Origin of the sequence: Bacillus sp. 95MFCvi2.1 (genome assembly GCF_000374965.1) — a bacterium.
In the GTDB taxonomy this organism is placed as follows: domain Bacteria; phylum Bacillota; class Bacilli; order Bacillales; family Bacillaceae_G; genus Bacillus_A; species Bacillus_A pseudomycoides.
Window position 1 is genome coordinate 128,403 of record NZ_KB895697.1, and the last position, 17,868, is coordinate 146,270.

A 17,868-nucleotide genomic window follows, 5' to 3' on the forward strand; every position below is an offset into this window, starting at 1 on the left:
TCCAACTCCTAATTTTCATTTTTTAAGGTATCACCAATTATCTTAATTCCATTGAGAATATCTTCCTCTCTTAACCGAGAGAATCCTAATCGAAACGTATTACTTCCCTTTCCATCCGTGTAAAAGACATCTCCAGGAGAAAAAACAACTCCCTTTTGATAACATTTTTTCAAAAGTATACGTGCATTTATTCCTTTTTCTAACTCTATAAAAAGATGAAGTCCGCCATCTCCAGTCATTCTTTTAAATGGGATGTATTGATTACAAGAATTAAGGGCTAGTTCATATTTTTTCTTATAAATTGACTTGGCCTTTTTTAAATATTTTTCGAAATAGCCATCATGTAAATATTGATAAAGTACTGCCTGATCCAATGTGGACGTATGAATATTTCGTGCCCTTTTCATACTTTCCAAGTAGTGGATTAATTTCTTATCCGCTAAAATCCAACCAACACGTAAGCCCGGAAAAAGAACTTTTGAAAAACTGCTAATATAGATAACATTGTTCCCGGGTCCGGAAAAAGTCAATAACGGCGCTAAATGTGAACCTGAATAACGTAATTCCTCATTAAATCCATCCTCTACAATTGGAATTTGATATTTTGAAAAAAGTTTCATAATTTTAGACCTTTTTTCAGAGGAGGTGACAATCCCGGTAGGGTTATGGTAGGACGGAATTAGATATGCAAAATCAAAATCTGTTTCGGACAAGCTTTTCTCAACTTGACAAATATCGATACCATCATCCTTCATTTCCATCCCGTGGATTTCATATCCATGTAATCGAAAAAGCTTTAATGCAGTATGATGGGTAGGGTTTTCACAAATAATACGCCCGGATTTTTTAGCTAAAGAAGACAATAAAATATCCAGACCCTCAGTGAAGCCATTCGTGATAAGAATATCTTTATTGGAAATGTCTACTCCTTTCATTTCCATATAATGAAGAAGGTAATGAATTAGGGGTCTATAACCTTTGGCATATCCGTAGTTCAAAATGATATCCCCTTCATTGGATAACCTCGTCAAAAAAGCCCTTTTAAAATTTTCAACATCAAAAAGTTTTTCATCCGGGGCAATGCTATTGAATGAAATCATGCCCTTTTCCCAGCGAACACCGTGCTTCATTAAATCCAATTCATCAGCTTGCAAGATAACTTTATTGAGCTTTTCTTTCCAGTTTAGTTCAATAGATGGTGTTTGGGATGCATCGACCTTCCCTACAAAATTTCCTTTTCCCTTTATCGCATAGATTAGGCCTTCTTGTTCTAAATCTGCATAAGTAGTGAGAACAGTAGTTCTACTAATCGATAATAATTTGCTTAATTCTCGGGTAGATGGGAGCTTCTGATGCTCCAATAGTTGACCTTTCATAATCATTTTTTTCAAATGATCCTTCAATTGGATATACACCGGACGATTGTCTACAAACTTAAAATCATTAAACACTTCCTTGCCCCCTTACTAACATTTTTACATAATTACATCTATCTCAAAAGGTCCACCACATGTGTATTTTCTTTCACTAGTGGTATGGTTTAAAACACCATTCATACAGCTTTTTTACAAATATCATGACTTTATTTTACATCTACACCTATTTTTATTAACCTACAACCTCACAAAATTTAAAGTTATAGATAAAATTGGTTCTGTAATTCATGATTACAGAATGCAAAACAAATTATTTATAAAGTGAAACTTTAATCAGAGGGTTTTTCTTCATCCCCCTCTGATTACTAGCCCTCACCAATCGGGCTTTTACGGACAGTTGATCCCCCGCCTAACTTCTTTGCTTTTGCTGAAGTTTGAGTTGGGATTCTTACTGCCCACGAATAGCGGAATAAATGCAAGGAAGAAATCGTTTTCTCCTCTTCCTCTCAAATCAAAACAGCATCTTTTATTTGTTGGCGTTGGAACCAGATAAGACTTTCGTTTTCTACCTTCTGATGTCCAGCTTACAAGAATTGATCTCTCACAAGATTTGTTAAACAAAGCAAAAACACATAAAAAACCTATTACACTTCTACCAATGAATGCAGAGCAATTACAATTCCCTAATGAATCTTTTGATGTAGTATCTTTGAGTCTCATTTTTTGGTTTAGTAGTTCAGCTAATATGTGTTGTAAAAATTGTAATTCTGAATACTCGAAATAAAAAACGAAGATTTTATCTTTCCAAAGTTATGTATAATAATTCAACTCATTTTTTTCGTTTTGGGGAACAACCCATTCCTTAAGTTGATGGGCATGTGGCGAGTCCTCATATAAAGTAATTTTTATAAAATAGGATAAGCTATACTATCAAATCATATAAAAGAAAGCTAAGGTGCTTTTATGAAAAAGATATGTTGGATATTATGTTTTTGTTGCTTCATGACATTTTGGAATGCTAAAACTTCTGTAAGTTACGCTAAAGAAGGACAAGTATTCACATATACAGTAAATCAACAAGCATTATTAAAATTTTTAAATTCAAGTTCAAATGAATATAATAATGCAATGAAGCAAGGAATAACTCTAGCTGAGTTTGCATCTAAAAAAGGCATAGATGAAGCAAAGTTAATCCATTACTTTGCAATAGAACAAAAAACACAATTAGATATTGCACTAAATAAAGGAGAAATAGATCCTCAGATGTATCAAGATCTCTTACCTGATATTCATCATAGTATTTATAGAACTATTCATTATAATCCTAATTCTAAATAGACGTTCCCTTCTTGAAAATCAGCTAAAACAAAGGATGAAGAATAAGAGAAATGAGTAAGATTGAATAAGGAATCCTGGCATAAAAAAGACTTGGTATCAGGTCTTTTTTTGTAATAAATCCAAACTAAATGGAACAAAAAAAGAACCCTTATCATAAGGATTCTGCATCAGGAAACAACTAATATATAGAAATAATATAAAGAGAATTACTTATTATATCGGATATATATAATATTGAGAAAATGTTACATCATTCTAATATGTATTATGTAGTAATTGTTGAAATGGCTTGTTTGTAAACGAGTTGCTGTTTACCATGAACCATCATTAGAATCGTAAATTTATCCATTGCGAGAATCTGCCCAGGTATCCGAACGCCACTCTTTAAAAACACAGTGATTTCCTCTTTTTTCTCTTTTAATAATTCATATGTTTCTTCTTGTAAATCCTTCATATAGCTCCCTCCCTTTCTATAATCGTATCATATTTGAATTGAAATGCTGTTTCATAGACGTATTTCTCAATATATTTACCCAAAAGGTACATTTCAGTTGAGATAAAAAGAATCCCCTAGCTTTATGTATTAATTTTTTATTAATAATTATGATACGTGAAATTATTATAATTGAACTTTAAAAAATCCCCTTTAAAGGAGCCGATTATTTTACAAGATACTGTTCTAAGTCCTTTATTTACAGTTTTGCACCCTCTGGACTTAATGTTATCTTGTCATTTGCTAATGATATGTTACGATTTAATACTTCTCCTGTTACTGCACAAACACCACCAGGCTGATACTTCTGTAAAACAATGTCTTCACCTTTTATAAAGATTTCTAATGGTGATTTTTCTTTAATACCTAGCGTATTTCTAAGTTCCTTTGGGATTACCACACGCCCTAATTGATCTACTTTTCTAGTCATTCCGGTTGTTTTCATCTAGCATCTTTCCCCATTTCATTATCAAGTGTACCCAAGTTATTCTTTACTATTGTAACAAGCTTTCTCCATACATGAAAAACATAATGATCCGAAAACTTACAAGACTCACTATAGTTAAGTGATTTCTCAATATATCTCTTGTATATAAATCGTTCTTAAGATGTAAAATATCCAAGTAATTACTTAATAATTACATTACATCTAAATTTAAATTAAAGAAGGAGCTATATACCATGGATAAAAAAGATCTAGTAAATCTTCAAGTCAACAACATGCCTTCAGATGCTCTAAATACTCCTAGTAAGTCCCAAGAGCAAATGCAGGATTCAGCTCAAAGGTTAGCTAACGGAATAAAAATAGATTTATCACAAGACGAAACGACAAATCTAGACAAAGACGAATAGAGAGTTTTTGGCACGAAAATAAGCTAAAAAATCGAAATGAAGCAATTCGCCAACTTGTTGAGAAAGGGTTAAGTCGCAAATAACGGCTAACCTTTTTTATTTCCTCTGAAAACCTACACATCAAATTTAAAACCCCTAATACTCTTCAAAATAGATTTTCTTCTATTCAAGACCTATTGAATTATCAATTCAATTATTCTTTAATAAACTTTGCAACAGAACCCTACATGGAATATTACAACTTAATGTATATTCGTATTGAGTTATTAGGAACATCTAATGTTGTTTCACAAGTGAAAGGAAATTGAAAAAAAACTGAAACTTTTCTCATTAAAATTCAATCTTACTTAAAAAATGAAAGGAAATTGAAATTTTCCAAAAGAAATTCTTTGTTAAAATAAAAAGCATAAATACAAAAAAATATTGACAAATGGAGAAAAATGTATTTTCCAAGATATAGTGGAGGAAAAAATGAGATTAGAAAAACAATTAATAAAAAAGATATATTATGAAACATTCCTAATGGAGAATGAAACACATCCACCTCTTCAAGTACTTGGAGGAGCTTATTTAAACGAACAAAAAAATGAGATTTCCGATGGATCTTATATTCGTTTTGCACAAGGTGAATTTTATTATCACCATCAAGATTTTGAAACAGCTATTTTTAAATGGGAGAAAGTCAGTAATGAATTAGCACCATGGGCACAAAAAAATATTGCGGATGCTTACTTCGAACTTAACCAATTATCAGTTGCTGAAAATGTTTATACCTCCATTACTACTGATAACAAAATACTTATGACCGAAATTGTATTGCAATTACTGTCTCTTTACATCGAGCAAAATAATCTTGATTCAGCTTTCGCTGTTATTAAAGAAGCGGTTTCTTTAAATCCCGATTATCCAAACGTCACAACAATTGCACGTTCCTTTTATGAAGAACAGCAAGATTTTGACAGTGCAGTAGAGCTTGCTGTAAATGAGTTAATTCGAACAGAATCTTTTCCATGGTTTGAGGTTCTAAAAGAATATATCGATAAAGGATTTACTAAAAATATTTCACCAGACTATTTTTATAAAGTATTAGTTACATTAAATAATGTAGATCAAGTACAATTTACGCAAATTGTTTCATCACTTTGGCACAGCTATAAAAATGAACAAAATTACTTATTATGGCTTAAAACAATAAATGAATTTTTCTTACATATCGAAATACATTCGTCCGATATATGGGACAAAATTTCTTCTCTTTACGAAGAAACGTACTTTGAATTAATTCAAGGTCAATATACGCTAAGACAATTACACGATATCATTCCAAATCTTTTAACAAATTGGTTAAAGGTAGCCAATCCGTCTCATTCTGTATTTCCATCTGCAGCAGTATTGGCATGGGATGAGATTTTCCCTTCCAAAATAGATTCAGCAAATATAAAACATGCGGAAAACCTACTGTCATATTCTATTAATCATGTGAATGGCTTAGAGTATAGTTTACATCTTTTTGAATCTATTACACAGTGGGCACAAAAACATGATTTAGAAATGGGTCATCGATTTAGATGGTTAGTTGGCGAGCTTGCAGATTTAAAAACAAATCGCCTTTTAGTAACTGGAACTTCAGGAAACGGAAAAGCTTCATTTATTAACTCTATACTAGGAGAAAATATATTAGAAAACTCAATCTCAAATGTAGTTGTCTTTAAAAATGACGCTCATACAGAAATTAACGCTATAACAGATTCAACAATTACAACAACTGAGAATTTCTCTGATTTCCATAACATGATGTCTCTACACCGCCAAACATATAAAGATAGAGCATGTGTTGAATTTAAATTACCATGCAGGTTTTTAAGTAAAAATAAACTTACATTCGTTGTTACGCCTAGCTTTAATAGGAACAACGACACTAGAGATGAGACATTCGAATATTTAAATTCTGTAGACGAATTATTATTCGTATTGAATGCGGATTCACCTTTTACTGACAAAGAACGTGACATTCTATTAAGTATTCAAGAACATACACCAAATCTACAAATTCATTTCTTATTAAATAAAATCGATAACATTTACAGTGAAGCAGAAGCAAAAAGAGTTATACATGATACGCAAGCGAGAATAAACGCATATTTCCCGCATGCGAGAATTTTCCCTTACTCTTCGTTATATACAAATAGTCAACAACTAAACGATTTAACTGAGTTTATTCATTTTAACTTTAACCATAAAAATATCGATGCAGAACGTACTGAAAAGCTATTGTTTTTCATCCGAAAAACAATTACATATCTTTTGGATAAACGCGTCGAGATGGAAAACAACCTAGTGGATTCTATTAATTGGAATGAAGATATGTTAGTTAAACTAAATGGTTTTATTAATAACCTTACTGCTTTTGAGAAGGAAAAAATTCATTTCATTACACAATCATATCGTACAATGAAAAACGAAATTACTAATGATCTTACAGAACATATTCCGAAACTATTGCAGAGTTGTTCTGATTTAATTAGTGAAGAAAGCGATTTTGGGCACATTGATATTGAACTAAATGCAGCGATGAACGAAAGAGTTCAAAAATATCTAGAACAAACTGTGTTACCTAATCTTGCTCGCTCTATGCAAAATTGGATTGCAATTTCTAATAACGAGTTCCTTCAAAGTCAATCGTACTTAGAAGAAATCAGTGAAGGACTTAATTCTTTATGTGGAGAAAATCGAATACAGTTAGAATGTGACTTTAAAGTGCTTGATGACTGGCGCAGAGATACTGATAGAATGACAACTAGAATACAAATGGAAGAAGTAAATATCTTACGCCGATTTACACCAGCACAATTTTTATTGAAAAGTGCCGGGAAATTATTTGGAGTTCTTCCTAAAAATAAAGCTATGCTATATAACAAATACAAACAGTATTTAGAAAATGAAGATTATACCGATGTAACGGCTTCTATTATAAACAAATTTTTCTTGCAATTTGAGCTATTTGAAAACGCACTAGAGCGGGATATTAATATGTTCTTTAAAAATCCATTTGGCGCGTTGAAACAAGCTATAGAAAACACTCATTTAGAAATACAAGAAAAACAAGATACACTGCATAAAATGAGATCAAATCCTGAAGTTTATCATGATTCTATAACGCTCTTTAAATTGAGATTACGTCAATGTGAAGTAATCTTAAATATAGGTGAGGATAATTCCTATACAGATTTAACTTTAGAAACAAGCATAGAGTAACCGTAAAGCAACTCCAAAATATACAATAAAAGTTGATTTTGGAGTTGCTTTTTTGTTTACTTCACTTTTTTCCCCTTCTGTGAATCAGGTAAAGCCTTTAAGGCTTCATCAAACTTCCGTCTGGCATGCCCCCAACATCCCACAAGGGTGACATCCAGTACTTGATGATAACCACTATATCCATCTACTTGTAAATACCCTTGAAAACCAGTTAAAAAATTATAAAAATACGAACTTCATTTAAGGTTCTTTTAGTAAACTAAAAGTATAAACAGAAAAAAGTGTAATTACGGATTAGAATCACATCGTTAGATTAGCTTGATAATCATGGGGTCTCCTAAACTATAATTAACAATCCTGGTTGCTTCTCATGAAATACCATTTTGGATTCTTTTTGTGCAGTTTTATTAAATAATATACACAGAAAACAAGTATTATTACTGAGATGATAAGATAGGCCTTATCCTGATAAGCCTCCATGTTAGCATTTGCATAGAATAAATGCTCTCTCTCCATACTGTCACCGTTAAATTTAAACAGCGTCTCGGATGCGTTATAAACCCCATGAATTACCATGCTTTTATATATACAATTACTATCAACAGCAACTAAAAATAATAAAAATCCAAAACAAAGAGCATACGTCAAAAATACTGGATTAAATCCACCCAAGGAATGCATGAGAGAAAATAGAATAGAAGTGAAAAGAAAGACAAGTAAAAGATTATATTTTTTCACGAGCCATTTCGTTAAAAACCCTCTAAAAACAAGTTCCTCTGCGCCGCCCTGGATAAGGTAAGTAACAAAACATAATAAAACATATGGATAAACATTAAAATTAGAGATTTGTTCTGTAAATCCGATTTGAACATTAAACATATGAGAGTAAATATAGATACCTGCAAAATTAATAAACATACCAATCGCTAGACCACTAAGTATATTCGAAATAATCTTATATGACCAATCTCTGGTAAATCCTATACTAGAAATCGGGTTCTTAAATATGTAAACATACACTAGGAGCAGCATCCATATTCCAATAAAAGTACAAATGACTCCTATAAAACGATATGTAGAACTAGTTTCTGGAATAAAATTAAAGATAGTTTGAAGTGAAGTACCCACTATTAATTGCGTTCCATAAAAGAGAACCATGATACCAACACTGCATATTAGAAGATATATCCAACTAGGTATTTTATCTACAAACTTATTATTTCTGTTGTCTGCTTTATTTTTAAGTAGCCATAAATTTTTCACACGTTAATCCTCCTCTATATTTTTGAAGTTGCATTCTAAAAAAATTATGATTGCTTCTTACACTCTTATTATTACATTAGGATAGTAAATGAACTATCTAATAACCTTACATAAAGATTGCATTTTTGTAAGATACCCATTTTCACACGTATCTCGGCTAAGCCCCATGCCCATCAACTTAAGAACGAAAACAAAACGAACTTTCATTCAAATAAACTAAAAAACTCTTAAAACACTATTTATCCTTAAAAATGGGCATGACTAAATATGCCTATTCTGAAACAATTAAAAGATAGTAAAAAGTGCTTTCATGTACAGAAAGCACTTTGAGTCTACAACTATTTTTTAATAGTTTAATACTTTTTCTATAGTCTAAATCACTTTTTATGAGATATCTGTCACATTACATTGATTTCATACTTTGTTGTCCGGTGATACAAAAGCACCAGCTCCCATTTTCAAAAAAGATTGATCAAAATACATGCTGTATTTAGTACCAATGATTAATTTTTATAATATACAAAAAAACTATTCATATGCTATATAATCATGCATTTAAGTCTGTTATGGCAGGAATATTAATTTCCTTTACACATGAAACTGGCGATAAATTCATAACACATTGAACAATCGCTACAATATCTTGCACAGGAATACGTGTCCCTCCATACAACATAATTGCCTTTTCTGCACCTTCTTCATAAGGTACTTCAGCAGCAAGCTCTCCTGGATTAATACACGTTACAGAGATCTTGTCTTTTCTCACATGCTCACGTAAAGCATTCGTAATACCACGTAAGCCAAATTTAGACGTGACAAACGAAACTTGCGCATTATTCGTATGATCTAACCCTGCTGTGGAACCAATTAAAATAATCTTTCCGTTTTTCGCTTGTCTTAAATTAGGTAAAAGCGCCTGAATATAAGTAATAGTGGAAGTTAAATTAATATTGATTAAGTTCGAAATATCTTCAACTTCATCCTTATCAAACGTATAGGCATCTTCAAAACCACACTTTTCCCATACTCCGACATTATAAATTAATACATCAATAGCAATGTCTTTTAACGTTTCTTTTAAAGAAGGAATTTGTTGTTGACTAGATAAATCAATTGTGAGCCATTTACGATTTACACCATCATTTATATCTAAACTACTTGGTCGTGTGCGTGACACCACCCATACTGTATCTCCCTTGGTGGGTAAGCCTTTTACAAATGCATCGCCCAATCCTTGGCTTGCTCCAAATATAATAAAGTTCTTACTCATCCTACCACCCCTTCGAAATAACTATACTTCTTAATTATAATTATTATAAAGACAAGCAACCACTAGAGTGGTTTATTGATTCGTTACAAAAACAATTTGTTAAAGCCCGATCCATCTGTACAGTAATCAAGAAACATCAACCAACAAGCATTAGCAAACATTGGAAAAAATTCATCATTGATATCCGCTAATACTTATTGTTACATTTGATTCCACTACTACATAAATTCCTATATTTCATCCTTATCCTTACTCACATTCAACATGGCTCAGAATAATATGTATCTAGAGGGTGTGACAATATTGGAAAAAAATATCGAAATTACAAAAGATATACAAGTCATACGGTCTATCCAACGCGATCTCAATATTGTGACAGTCGCACTATTGTTAACGGGACAAATCACCATTATAGGAGTTTTTGTGACACCAGGGGGGTTTCGCGTTTCATTAGGAGGACCATTAACAGGTGAAAGTCGATTAGAAGGTAAATTCGAAAAACAAACTACGAATGTGATTATTGATATAATAGACGTTATCCTCGCCGTATTATTACTCAATGATGAAATTGGTGTTACGGGTAGCTTTATTGCACCTGGCAGATTTACCATTAATGTTAGTGGACCCATTTTCGGTGTTCCTAAACTTGAACCCACTCTCCCTTACTTAAAACGAGATTATACTTTCTTTCAAAAGGTTGTGTCCAAACATTTTCATGTGAATCCAAGCTTATTAAAAACACTTACAAAGGAATGATAACATGGCTTTAACCGATATTCCTACTATTCAACCATCTAAGAATGGGGTCTTTCTGCTCGCTCTTCCTTTAATTATTTTTATCTTCTTTTTTACCCAACCTAAAGCAGAAACAAAATAATACCCTCGCTAACAGAGAAAAGGACCTTAAATTTTTTCATCTACCCAAATTTAAGGTTCTTTTTTATTCTATCCACCATCCTAAGCCTTTTATTTCACCGCTCATTTTTTAACACTCTATCCGAAAGAATTCTCCTTCCTCAAGCGTGTGTAGGGCGATAGCCCAACGCTAGGCGGGGGATAAATTTCGGTTTGGCATAGCCAAAAGATTTTTGATAAACTAGACACATGAAGTTCTTTGATAACTTGATATATAAGGTTGCAGGAAGAAAACAAAGTACGAAAACCCAGCCGTTCGGTTCCTGCGTAAAATATCAACCGTAAAAAAGAACGTCCAAGCGTTGGACATCTAGGGGTGGAATAACCCGAAGTAACGCTCAGGGAGACGAAAGGTTACTTTCGTCGTAGAACTGAGAAGCCCCCACTTCAAAGTTCGTTAGAATTTAAGTGGCGGGTAGTTCACAACCAATATATTTTCATTTAGCCCAATAATCACACTTACTTGTATTTCATTTCCAATGCCTCTTTCTTTCCACCCCATTCAATTGTGACAAGAAATGCTTCTTCCTTATCCTGTACTGCACAACCTGAACATGATGATTTCAATTGAATTATGCCTCTATCAATAAATCCCGTTCCTTCTTGTTGGCCACTACTATTCTCAACTTTCCATTTTGCTTCATTGATGTTTTCCCTATCTTTTCCTTTATAAGTAATTGAACCTTCTCCAAATTCGCTATCATCCGGTTGTGAGATAACATATTTTCCTTTCTAATGCTTACTTTCTCCAGCATATGAATATGTGCGATCACACCCACTTAACGCCAAAAAACATATCATTATACTTAACAGCATTATGATTTCCCTCATACCTTCCACCTTTTAAAATTTTATTAGAAAGTCATCTCTCCATAAATCCGTATGAAAAAAGGTGTAGTTATATTATGTTTTATTTCCATAAAATGAGTACATTATAAAAATTCAGGAAATGTTTTACACCTTTTCTCTTGTTCCATATCATGCCCAAAGAAAACGATAGGTTTTTCATCCAAAACAATTTCTTTTAATCGGTTAATAGATTGGGAGGCCATTTCTGAATCAAATCCTGCGAACGGGACACCCTGCTCAAAGTTTTCCTGTGTGTAAGATGCATCAATTGTTAATAAAACAGAACCTGACTTTTCCGTTTTAACGAGTATTGATTGATGACCCGGGGAATGCCCTGGTGTATAGAGCAACTGAACACCAGGCATTACTTCATAATCTCCCTCAATCATTTGATAGTTCAAATCTGGTAATATGCATTCCTTTAAATATTCTGCTCTATGTAAAGCTGCATCATGTTCAGTTCGTTGCACAATAATAGGTGCATGGCTGAAGCTCCCATTCCCCCCAGCATGGTCAAAATGCAAATGAGAGCTAATAACACAGAGAAGATCTTCTGGCGCATAACCCACTCGTTTTAAAATATTTACGATTCTATCATCCGGTTTCATTTTCGGAAGAATCTGCCCTTCAACAAACGTTCCCTTAAAAAGATCTTCATTATCTACTGCGCTTTCTGGCATCCCTGTATCTATTAAAATTGGACCTTCTGTCGTTTCCAAAAGATAGCACCATACTGGCAAATTCAACAGTTTACCAGGAGTAAGCGTACTATTAACAGAAGAATGATCCAACATACAGCGGCCAGCTGGTAAAAAGTAAAGTTTTTTAACGGTCATTCTATATCCACCTTCTCATATCAGTTTGGATGAAACAATACAGTAATACTTCCGCTAATAGCAAACTTTCTCCTTCTATCTCTTTTTTCACTATAAACTTTTCTTTACATGTTCACTTATCCATCTCCGCATCATCTGTAATTCTTCATTTGAAGCAGTTCCTTCCCCATATCTTACTTTCTCATAAACTGGAATAATATCATCGCTTTTGCGAATACGGGAAAACCATTGTTGAACCGTTTCTTGAAACCTTCTCTTTTCAAATTTCGGTAAAGTTAGTTCCCATTTGATTAGCATTGCTCGCACTTCTTCTGCTGGAAGGATTAAGCTGTCTTGATCCTCTGGTTCTGCATCGGTCCCAATTTTTCGTATTTCTTTTTGTTTCAAAGATATATTATGAATCTGCTGCTTCTTATTCCGCATACGACGAAAGATGAAAAATACGATTAATATTACTAAGAAAAGGATGCCAATTTGTATAAATATATTTTCAGTGCTAACTCCTAGAAACTCTTCGCCGCCAATTGGCACCTTTCTATCTCGAGGAATTCCTTTGAAATCCCCTTTCTTATAATATCCATCTTTATTAAAATCTGATGGATCTTCAATTTCATATAATACTCCTGAATCCTCCCCTGGTTCCATCGGCGTTCCTTCTCCTATGGATTTCCATTTTCTTGGTGTTAGCGGTTCACCACCCTCTCCTACCTTTGATTGAGAAGAATCTATTACCTGTTCCTTTGCGAAAAAAGCGCCTTTCGTTATTCCAATCGCTAATATAAAGCAAAGACCAATAGCTAGGAAACAAAATATAACACGTGATCCCCATTTCAATGTATTCACCGTTCCTCCCTTTACTTCACAATTTGTATCCACCCTTTTTGTTTTTCAGGTGGATATCCAATAATTAATGGGATACACCCTGCTTCTTGTCTTCGGAATCCTGTTTGATAAAAGAAATGTGTATTCAGCGGCGTATCCTTTTCGGTTAACGAGGATAAAAGATCCACTGCTTTATAAAGTTGTTTTCGATGTTTTCCCCCCTTTAAATGAATGACACCTTGTTCCCGTACTCCATTTATCCATAATTCGAACGAGCAGTCTTGTGAAATTAACTCCCGGCATACCCCCGCCGCGACTTGAATTAAATATTCCATATCCGTACGAAGCGTATATCCTGTTTTCCCTAATACATTTACATATAGCGCATAACGATCGCCTTGTGTATATTCATACTTTTTTGCACTTATTACCCCAGTTTTCGCAGTCGCTCCCCAATGGATCGAGCGAAACGATTCCCCCTCATATTCTTTCACGCCTACTATTTTCGTTTCATCATATAACGGAGAAACAGCTGCTCTGCGAAATCCATGCTTCCATGTTGTCATTTCCGGTATCGTTACTTTCGACATTTGCGGAAGAATATGAAATTCAGGGAGTGTCTTTTGTTCAATAGGCAAGTAATACGTTATAAGGCCGAATGGATCTGATATCATAAGTTCTGCAGCTTGCCATCCTTGCCTCCCTCTTTCATTTGCATTCCCCCCTAACGTAATTGTTATCATATCTCTTCCTTCTATTTGGAGAGGAATGTGATAAGAGTGATGCGAACGCTGCATCTTCTGATCCGTTTCCCACTCTATTTGTTCATTAGAACGAAACTGAAGAGCTGCTTTAAAAATGGGAAAACGTGCTTCATTTATAATTTGCACTGTACACGCTCCGCTTTCGCTCATAAATAGTCTCTGTTGATTTTGGGAAATATCCCATTTCACTTTCATGACTGCCTTCATATACAAATACAAAAATCCAACTAGCAGCAAATAAAATAAAAAGATAGCTACAATGAAAAATTGATTGGTAAATACGACGAGTATAAGACAAATAACACCGATTCCCCCTATAGAGAGAGGTTCCATTAACGGATGTTTCCTTTTTATAATTTCATTCATACGCTTTCCACTGGCACTGCAAGTTTTTCTAAAATTCCTTGCAGTACATCTACTTTTGTTGTTTTCATATCCCCTTCAATTGTTAATGTTAACCGGTGGGCACAAACCGGAGCTGCCAAAGCTTTCAAATCATCAGGGGTTACATAGTCCCGCCCCTTTAATAACGCCCTTGCCTGCGCCGCTCTCATAAAAGCTAAAGACCCACGCGGACTTACCCCAATTTCTACTAAATCATGCTTTCGCGTCGCTTCTACAATATCAAGTAAGTATTCTTCCACCTCATCGTGCATATGAATCTTTTTCGATTGCTCTTGCAACTCCAATATGTCAGAAAGAGTTACAACGCTTTGTAAGTCATTAAATGGATTTTTTTCTTTAAACCGTTTCAACATTTCCTTTTCATATTTACGATTTGGGTACCCTTGGCGAATCGTTAATAGAAAACGATCTAACTGCGCATCTGGAAGTGCAAATGTTCCTGCCGATTCTAACGGATTTTGTGTAGCTAACACAATAAACGGATCTGGTAATACATGCGTTACTCCCGCGATTGTTACCGTACGCTCCTCCATTACCTCTAACAACGCTGATTGTGTCCGTGGAACGGCCCGATTAATTTCATCTACTAAAACAAGATTTGCAAAAATAGGACCCTTTCTCGTTTTAAAATCACTTTCTTTCATATCAAAGTATTCTAATCCTACTACATCACCTGGCAACGTATCCGATGTAAATTGAATACGCTGAAAAGCCCCATCAATACTTTTCGCAAGAGTTTTGGCTAATGTTGTTTTCCCTGTTCCTGGCACGTCTTCTAATAAAACATGTCCATTTGCAACTAGCGCAATCATCGCTAAATCGATTACCTCTTCCTTGCCTACAATGACCTTCGAAACATTTTCTTTAATTTTCTCTAATATAGACATATTTCTTACCCACCTTTATTTTTTGACTTTTCCGATATTTTAACACGATAATCTTTTTCTATAAACTGGAAAATATGAGTTTTCTTCAAAATCACTGCAACATGAACTCTACCGAGTGAATAGTGAGTATCATGAATATAACCAAAGAAGCAAAGGACTAAAACTTCTCAATGCTATAAAAATACTACATCTATTTACAACACGATAACTTGCTATCATATAAGAGTATACAAATAAAAAATAAATGGTATAGACAACTCACTAAACAAGAAAAGATGCCTAAATTAGACATCTTTTCATTTAGATACTAGATTATCAAGCTTCCAATGGATATCTCCAAATGGATCAAGCTTACTATCCATATATACATACATATTATTGAAATCTTTTGGTGAATTTTCCGTCTTAAATGAAACGTCAAAAGTTAAAGAGTAGCCAACTGGCACACTTTTGAATTTCTCTTCGTATATAGGCATAACTTGACCTTCATATTTTTTTCCCGTCTTTTCATCTTTAACAAAATACTGTATTTCTGAAAGATCAATTGCTTTTTCATCGGCCCGAGCGTTATTGATCGTAACACGAGCTACAATGCGCCCTATTCCATCTACTTTTTCATATTTTGCATTTTCAACTGTTGCTCTGTAGTATCCACCTTTTGCAATTTCTCCATATCGTAGTGCATCCTTCTCCATTCTGTTCTCTTCAGACACTTTTTCTGATTTCTTTGATTGAGTAATTACTTCTTGCTTTGTTGTAGTTTGTTCACTACAAGCTGCCATTAAGCTTGTAAGTAAAAATGCTGTACATGTTACTTTTATTAAAGATTTCATAGAACTCCCTTTCTCTATCCAAAAAATTAAAATACAGGAATAATTTTACTTTAAAAGATAGATAAAAAGGAAGACTTTTTAGGAAATTTGTTTTTATTCCTAGAACGCTGATTATGTCAATGAAAATTCCCTTAAGTACTTCTAAAGGGGCTTTTAAATGGTTTGCGATACTTTTTTATAAACGGTATGACTTTATTTCAAATTCACATAGTAAGCTTCTTATCTAGGTTTCCCTCCTTTAGAAGCTTCCCATGAAATTGATTAATACATAAAAAATTGACCGCCCATTATAGGCGGTTTAATTTTACAGATTTATTCCATTATCCCCTCTAACTTCGCATCCTTCTACATATTTGTAATGCCAAGCATCTTGAATAGATAAGACCGGAAATTCCTCCAAAGGCTTTGTAAATCGAAGAAGGCGAACAGAAGCAAAAAAATAAGAATAAACCTTAGGGCAAGCCTTGTTTATTTAAACGTAATTATAAACGTATTGACCTCAGTATTCTGTACTTCATCCCGGGATGAGCGGTAAAAACAACGGCTAGGACAGAGAACACTTATCTATAATTTAGCAGAACAAAAAAGGGCTGCAATACCAGCGTTCATAACACTGATATGCATCCCCTAGCAGCATAGTACTTACTTCTTTTCACACTTAAGCCTGATAACTTTAAATTTACGTATGATGGTAAACATATTTTACTTTATAACATTTCGATTCACCTTAAATCCCAATTTAATACAGCAATATAAAAATAGGTACTAATCTATAGTTCCCCTCTTGAAACATTATTAACTTTGTTATTCCGAAAATCCATTAACAAAAAAAGTGATGGTCTCAATTTCATCTTCAGTTAAACTTCTCTGTAAAGACTTAGACATTTCTTTAACTATTGCCTCTGAGCTTCCTTCATACTTTTTTGTAAGCAATGCTGTAGTTTTTAAGAATTTAAGTTCTAATTGAAACTCTTCTTTAGTTAATGGAGCTTCATGATGGGATAAAACAAAAATTTCCGCATCGTATTTCTCAATTTGTTCAATTAACTGGAGCGTATTCTCTATCGTATAACTCCACTTCTTTGAGTAGAGATTTGCATACATACAATCTCCTAGAAAAAGAACTTTTTCTTCCTGAATATAAATGACAGTAGAATCATCAGCGTGATCTCCACCTACATGTTCAATTGCACACGTCACCCCACCTAGATTCAAAGTCATTTTCTTATCGAATGTAATATCAGGTAATGGGAGGATAATCTCCCTCTGATTTCCTAGCTCTTTCTTTATTGCATCCGCACAAAATGGAATTTCTAGACCCTCTTTAACACGTTGGTCTAAATATTTATCTTCCCACGATAAATTCTGTAACTGTTTAATTTTGTTATAAGTTTTATAATGAGAAATAATTGGCATTTGCATCTCATGCATTCCAAATATATGATCCCAGTCGGAATGTGTAAGTATAAGCCATTCTTCTTTAATATCATATGTATCTAATTGTTCCAAAAATAATCTAGCATGTTTCGAAGAATTTCCAGCATCAATTAATAGTGTCTTTTCTTCTCCTTTAACAGCAGCTAGAATAGGACGATCTGTTTCTTGATACGGTGGTAAGTATAAAACTCGATTAGATATTCTCTTTAGTTTCTGCAATTTTTTGTTCCCCTTGCTGATTTTTTTATTATGCCTTTTTATAGATAAAATAGT

Annotated in this window: 15 protein-coding genes and 2 pseudogenes; 5 read left to right on the forward strand and 12 right to left on the reverse strand. The window is 33.6% G+C overall.

The genetic code is table 11. The features are described 5' to 3' along the window. Positions 1-8: 8 nt before the first annotated feature. Positions 9-1,451 (reverse strand): MocR-like pyridoxine biosynthesis transcription factor PdxR, encoded by a 1,443-nt coding sequence (gene pdxR / locus C568_RS0113415; protein ID WP_006095235.1) that lies wholly within the window; start codon positions 1,449-1,451, stop codon positions 9-11. 511 nt (positions 1,452-1,962) lie between these two features. Between pdxR and C568_RS35410 the strand changes: the two are divergent. Both C568_RS35410 and C568_RS0113425 read left to right on the forward strand, forming a co-directional pair. Then, positions 1,963-2,160 (forward strand): annotated as a pseudogene (locus C568_RS35410) (methyltransferase domain-containing protein); the annotation flags it as partial. A 218-nt stretch (positions 2,161-2,378) separates the two neighbouring features. Beyond that, positions 2,379-2,714: a hypothetical protein gene (locus C568_RS0113425; RefSeq protein WP_006095233.1), complete on the forward strand. Its 336-nt coding sequence runs from the start codon at positions 2,379-2,381 to the stop codon at positions 2,712-2,714. 265 nt (positions 2,715-2,979) lie between these two features. Here C568_RS0113425 and hfq read toward each other — a convergent pair whose 3' ends face one another. After that, positions 2,980-3,168, reverse strand: a complete 189-nt coding sequence (hfq, locus tag C568_RS0113430; RefSeq protein ID WP_006095232.1) for an RNA chaperone Hfq — start codon at positions 3,166-3,168, stop codon at positions 2,980-2,982. A gap of 238 nt (positions 3,169-3,406) precedes the next feature. Continuing rightward, on the reverse strand, positions 3,407-3,652 hold the full coding sequence (locus C568_RS0113440) for an AbrB/MazE/SpoVT family DNA-binding domain-containing protein (RefSeq protein ID WP_018781816.1): 246 nt from the start codon (positions 3,650-3,652) through the stop codon (positions 3,407-3,409). A gap of 236 nt (positions 3,653-3,888) precedes the next feature. On the opposite strand from C568_RS0113440, the gene C568_RS34750 reads away from it, so the two are divergent. Together C568_RS34750 and C568_RS0113450 are read left to right on the forward strand one after the other, a co-directional pair. Next, positions 3,889-4,059 carry a hypothetical protein gene (locus tag C568_RS34750; RefSeq protein WP_018781817.1) on the forward strand — a complete coding sequence of 57 codons (171 nt, stop codon included), beginning with the start codon at positions 3,889-3,891 and terminating at the stop codon, positions 4,057-4,059. A 471-nt stretch (positions 4,060-4,530) separates the two neighbouring features. Continuing rightward, complete coding sequence (locus C568_RS0113450) at positions 4,531-7,314, forward strand: dynamin family protein (RefSeq protein ID WP_018781818.1); 2,784 nt, start codon at positions 4,531-4,533, stop codon at positions 7,312-7,314. A gap of 62 nt (positions 7,315-7,376) precedes the next feature. Here C568_RS0113450 and C568_RS32935 read toward each other — a convergent pair. The 3 genes and pseudogenes from C568_RS32935 to C568_RS0113460 form a co-directional block, all read right to left on the reverse strand. Next, positions 7,377-7,532: pseudogene (locus tag C568_RS32935) on the reverse strand (IS66 family transposase); the annotation flags it as partial. A gap of 130 nt (positions 7,533-7,662) precedes the next feature. Next, positions 7,663-8,577 carry a CPBP family intramembrane glutamic endopeptidase gene (locus tag C568_RS0113455; protein WP_018781819.1) on the reverse strand — a complete coding sequence of 305 codons (915 nt, stop codon included), beginning with the start codon at positions 8,575-8,577 and terminating at the stop codon, positions 7,663-7,665. A 547-nt stretch (positions 8,578-9,124) separates the two neighbouring features. Then, the gene (locus C568_RS0113460; protein ID WP_018781820.1) at positions 9,125-9,847 is read right to left on the reverse strand and encodes an SDR family NAD(P)-dependent oxidoreductase; all 723 of its coding nucleotides are present in this window, start codon (positions 9,845-9,847) and stop codon (positions 9,125-9,127) included. A gap of 294 nt (positions 9,848-10,141) precedes the next feature. On the opposite strand from C568_RS0113460, the gene C568_RS0113465 reads away from it, so the two are divergent. Next, on the forward strand, positions 10,142-10,603 hold the full coding sequence (locus C568_RS0113465) for a hypothetical protein (protein ID WP_231398763.1): 462 nt from the start codon (positions 10,142-10,144) through the stop codon (positions 10,601-10,603). 1,091 nt (positions 10,604-11,694) lie between these two features. Here C568_RS0113465 and aiiA read toward each other — a convergent pair. The 6 genes from aiiA to C568_RS0113505 form a co-directional block, all read right to left on the reverse strand. After that, a complete protein-coding gene (gene aiiA, locus C568_RS0113480) occupies positions 11,695-12,447 on the reverse strand; it encodes a quorum-quenching N-acyl homoserine lactonase AiiA (RefSeq protein ID WP_018781824.1) in 753 nt (250 codons plus the stop codon). Between the two features lie 90 nt (positions 12,448-12,537). Then, on the reverse strand, positions 12,538-13,290 hold the full coding sequence (locus C568_RS0113485) for a hypothetical protein (protein WP_018781825.1): 753 nt from the start codon (positions 13,288-13,290) through the stop codon (positions 12,538-12,540). A gap of 11 nt (positions 13,291-13,301) precedes the next feature. Then, the gene (locus C568_RS0113490; protein ID WP_018781826.1) at positions 13,302-14,399 is read right to left on the reverse strand and encodes a DUF58 domain-containing protein; all 1,098 of its coding nucleotides are present in this window, start codon (positions 14,397-14,399) and stop codon (positions 13,302-13,304) included. After that, positions 14,396-15,325, reverse strand: a complete 930-nt coding sequence (locus C568_RS0113495) for an AAA family ATPase (protein ID WP_003198815.1) — start codon at positions 15,323-15,325, stop codon at positions 14,396-14,398. The genes C568_RS0113490 and C568_RS0113495 overlap by 4 nt, the downstream gene beginning before the upstream one ends. Before the next feature lie 296 nt (positions 15,326-15,621). Next, positions 15,622-16,158, reverse strand: coding sequence for a hypothetical protein (locus C568_RS0113500; RefSeq protein WP_018781827.1), 537 nt, complete (start codon positions 16,156-16,158; stop codon positions 15,622-15,624). A gap of 804 nt (positions 16,159-16,962) precedes the next feature. After that, complete coding sequence (locus C568_RS0113505; RefSeq protein WP_018781828.1) at positions 16,963-17,814, reverse strand: MBL fold metallo-hydrolase; 852 nt, start codon at positions 17,812-17,814, stop codon at positions 16,963-16,965. Positions 17,815-17,868 lie beyond the last annotated feature (54 nt).

Coding starts and splice junctions, on each gene's coding strand:
- C568_RS0113425 (WP_006095233.1), top strand. CDS start 2,379: ATGACATTTTGGAATGCTAAAACTTCTGTAAGTTACGCTAAAGAAGGA.
- hfq (WP_006095232.1), bottom strand. CDS start 3,168: ATGAAGGATTTACAAGAAGAAACATATGAATTATTAAAAGAGAAAAAA.
- C568_RS0113440 (WP_018781816.1), bottom strand. CDS start 3,652: ATGAAAACAACCGGAATGACTAGAAAAGTAGATCAATTAGGGCGTGTG.
- C568_RS34750 (WP_018781817.1), top strand. CDS start 3,889: ATGGATAAAAAAGATCTAGTAAATCTTCAAGTCAACAACATGCCTTCA.
- C568_RS0113450 (WP_018781818.1), top strand. CDS start 4,531: ATGAGATTAGAAAAACAATTAATAAAAAAGATATATTATGAAACATTC.
- C568_RS0113460 (WP_018781820.1), bottom strand. CDS start 9,847: ATGAGTAAGAACTTTATTATATTTGGAGCAAGCCAAGGATTGGGCGAT.
- aiiA (WP_018781824.1), bottom strand. CDS start 12,447: ATGACCGTTAAAAAACTTTACTTTTTACCAGCTGGCCGCTGTATGTTG.
- C568_RS0113490 (WP_018781826.1), bottom strand. CDS start 14,399: ATGAATGAAATTATAAAAAGGAAACATCCGTTAATGGAACCTCTCTCT.
- C568_RS0113495 (WP_003198815.1), bottom strand. CDS start 15,325: ATGTCTATATTAGAGAAAATTAAAGAAAATGTTTCGAAGGTCATTGTA.
- C568_RS0113500 (WP_018781827.1), bottom strand. CDS start 16,158: ATGAAATCTTTAATAAAAGTAACATGTACAGCATTTTTACTTACAAGC.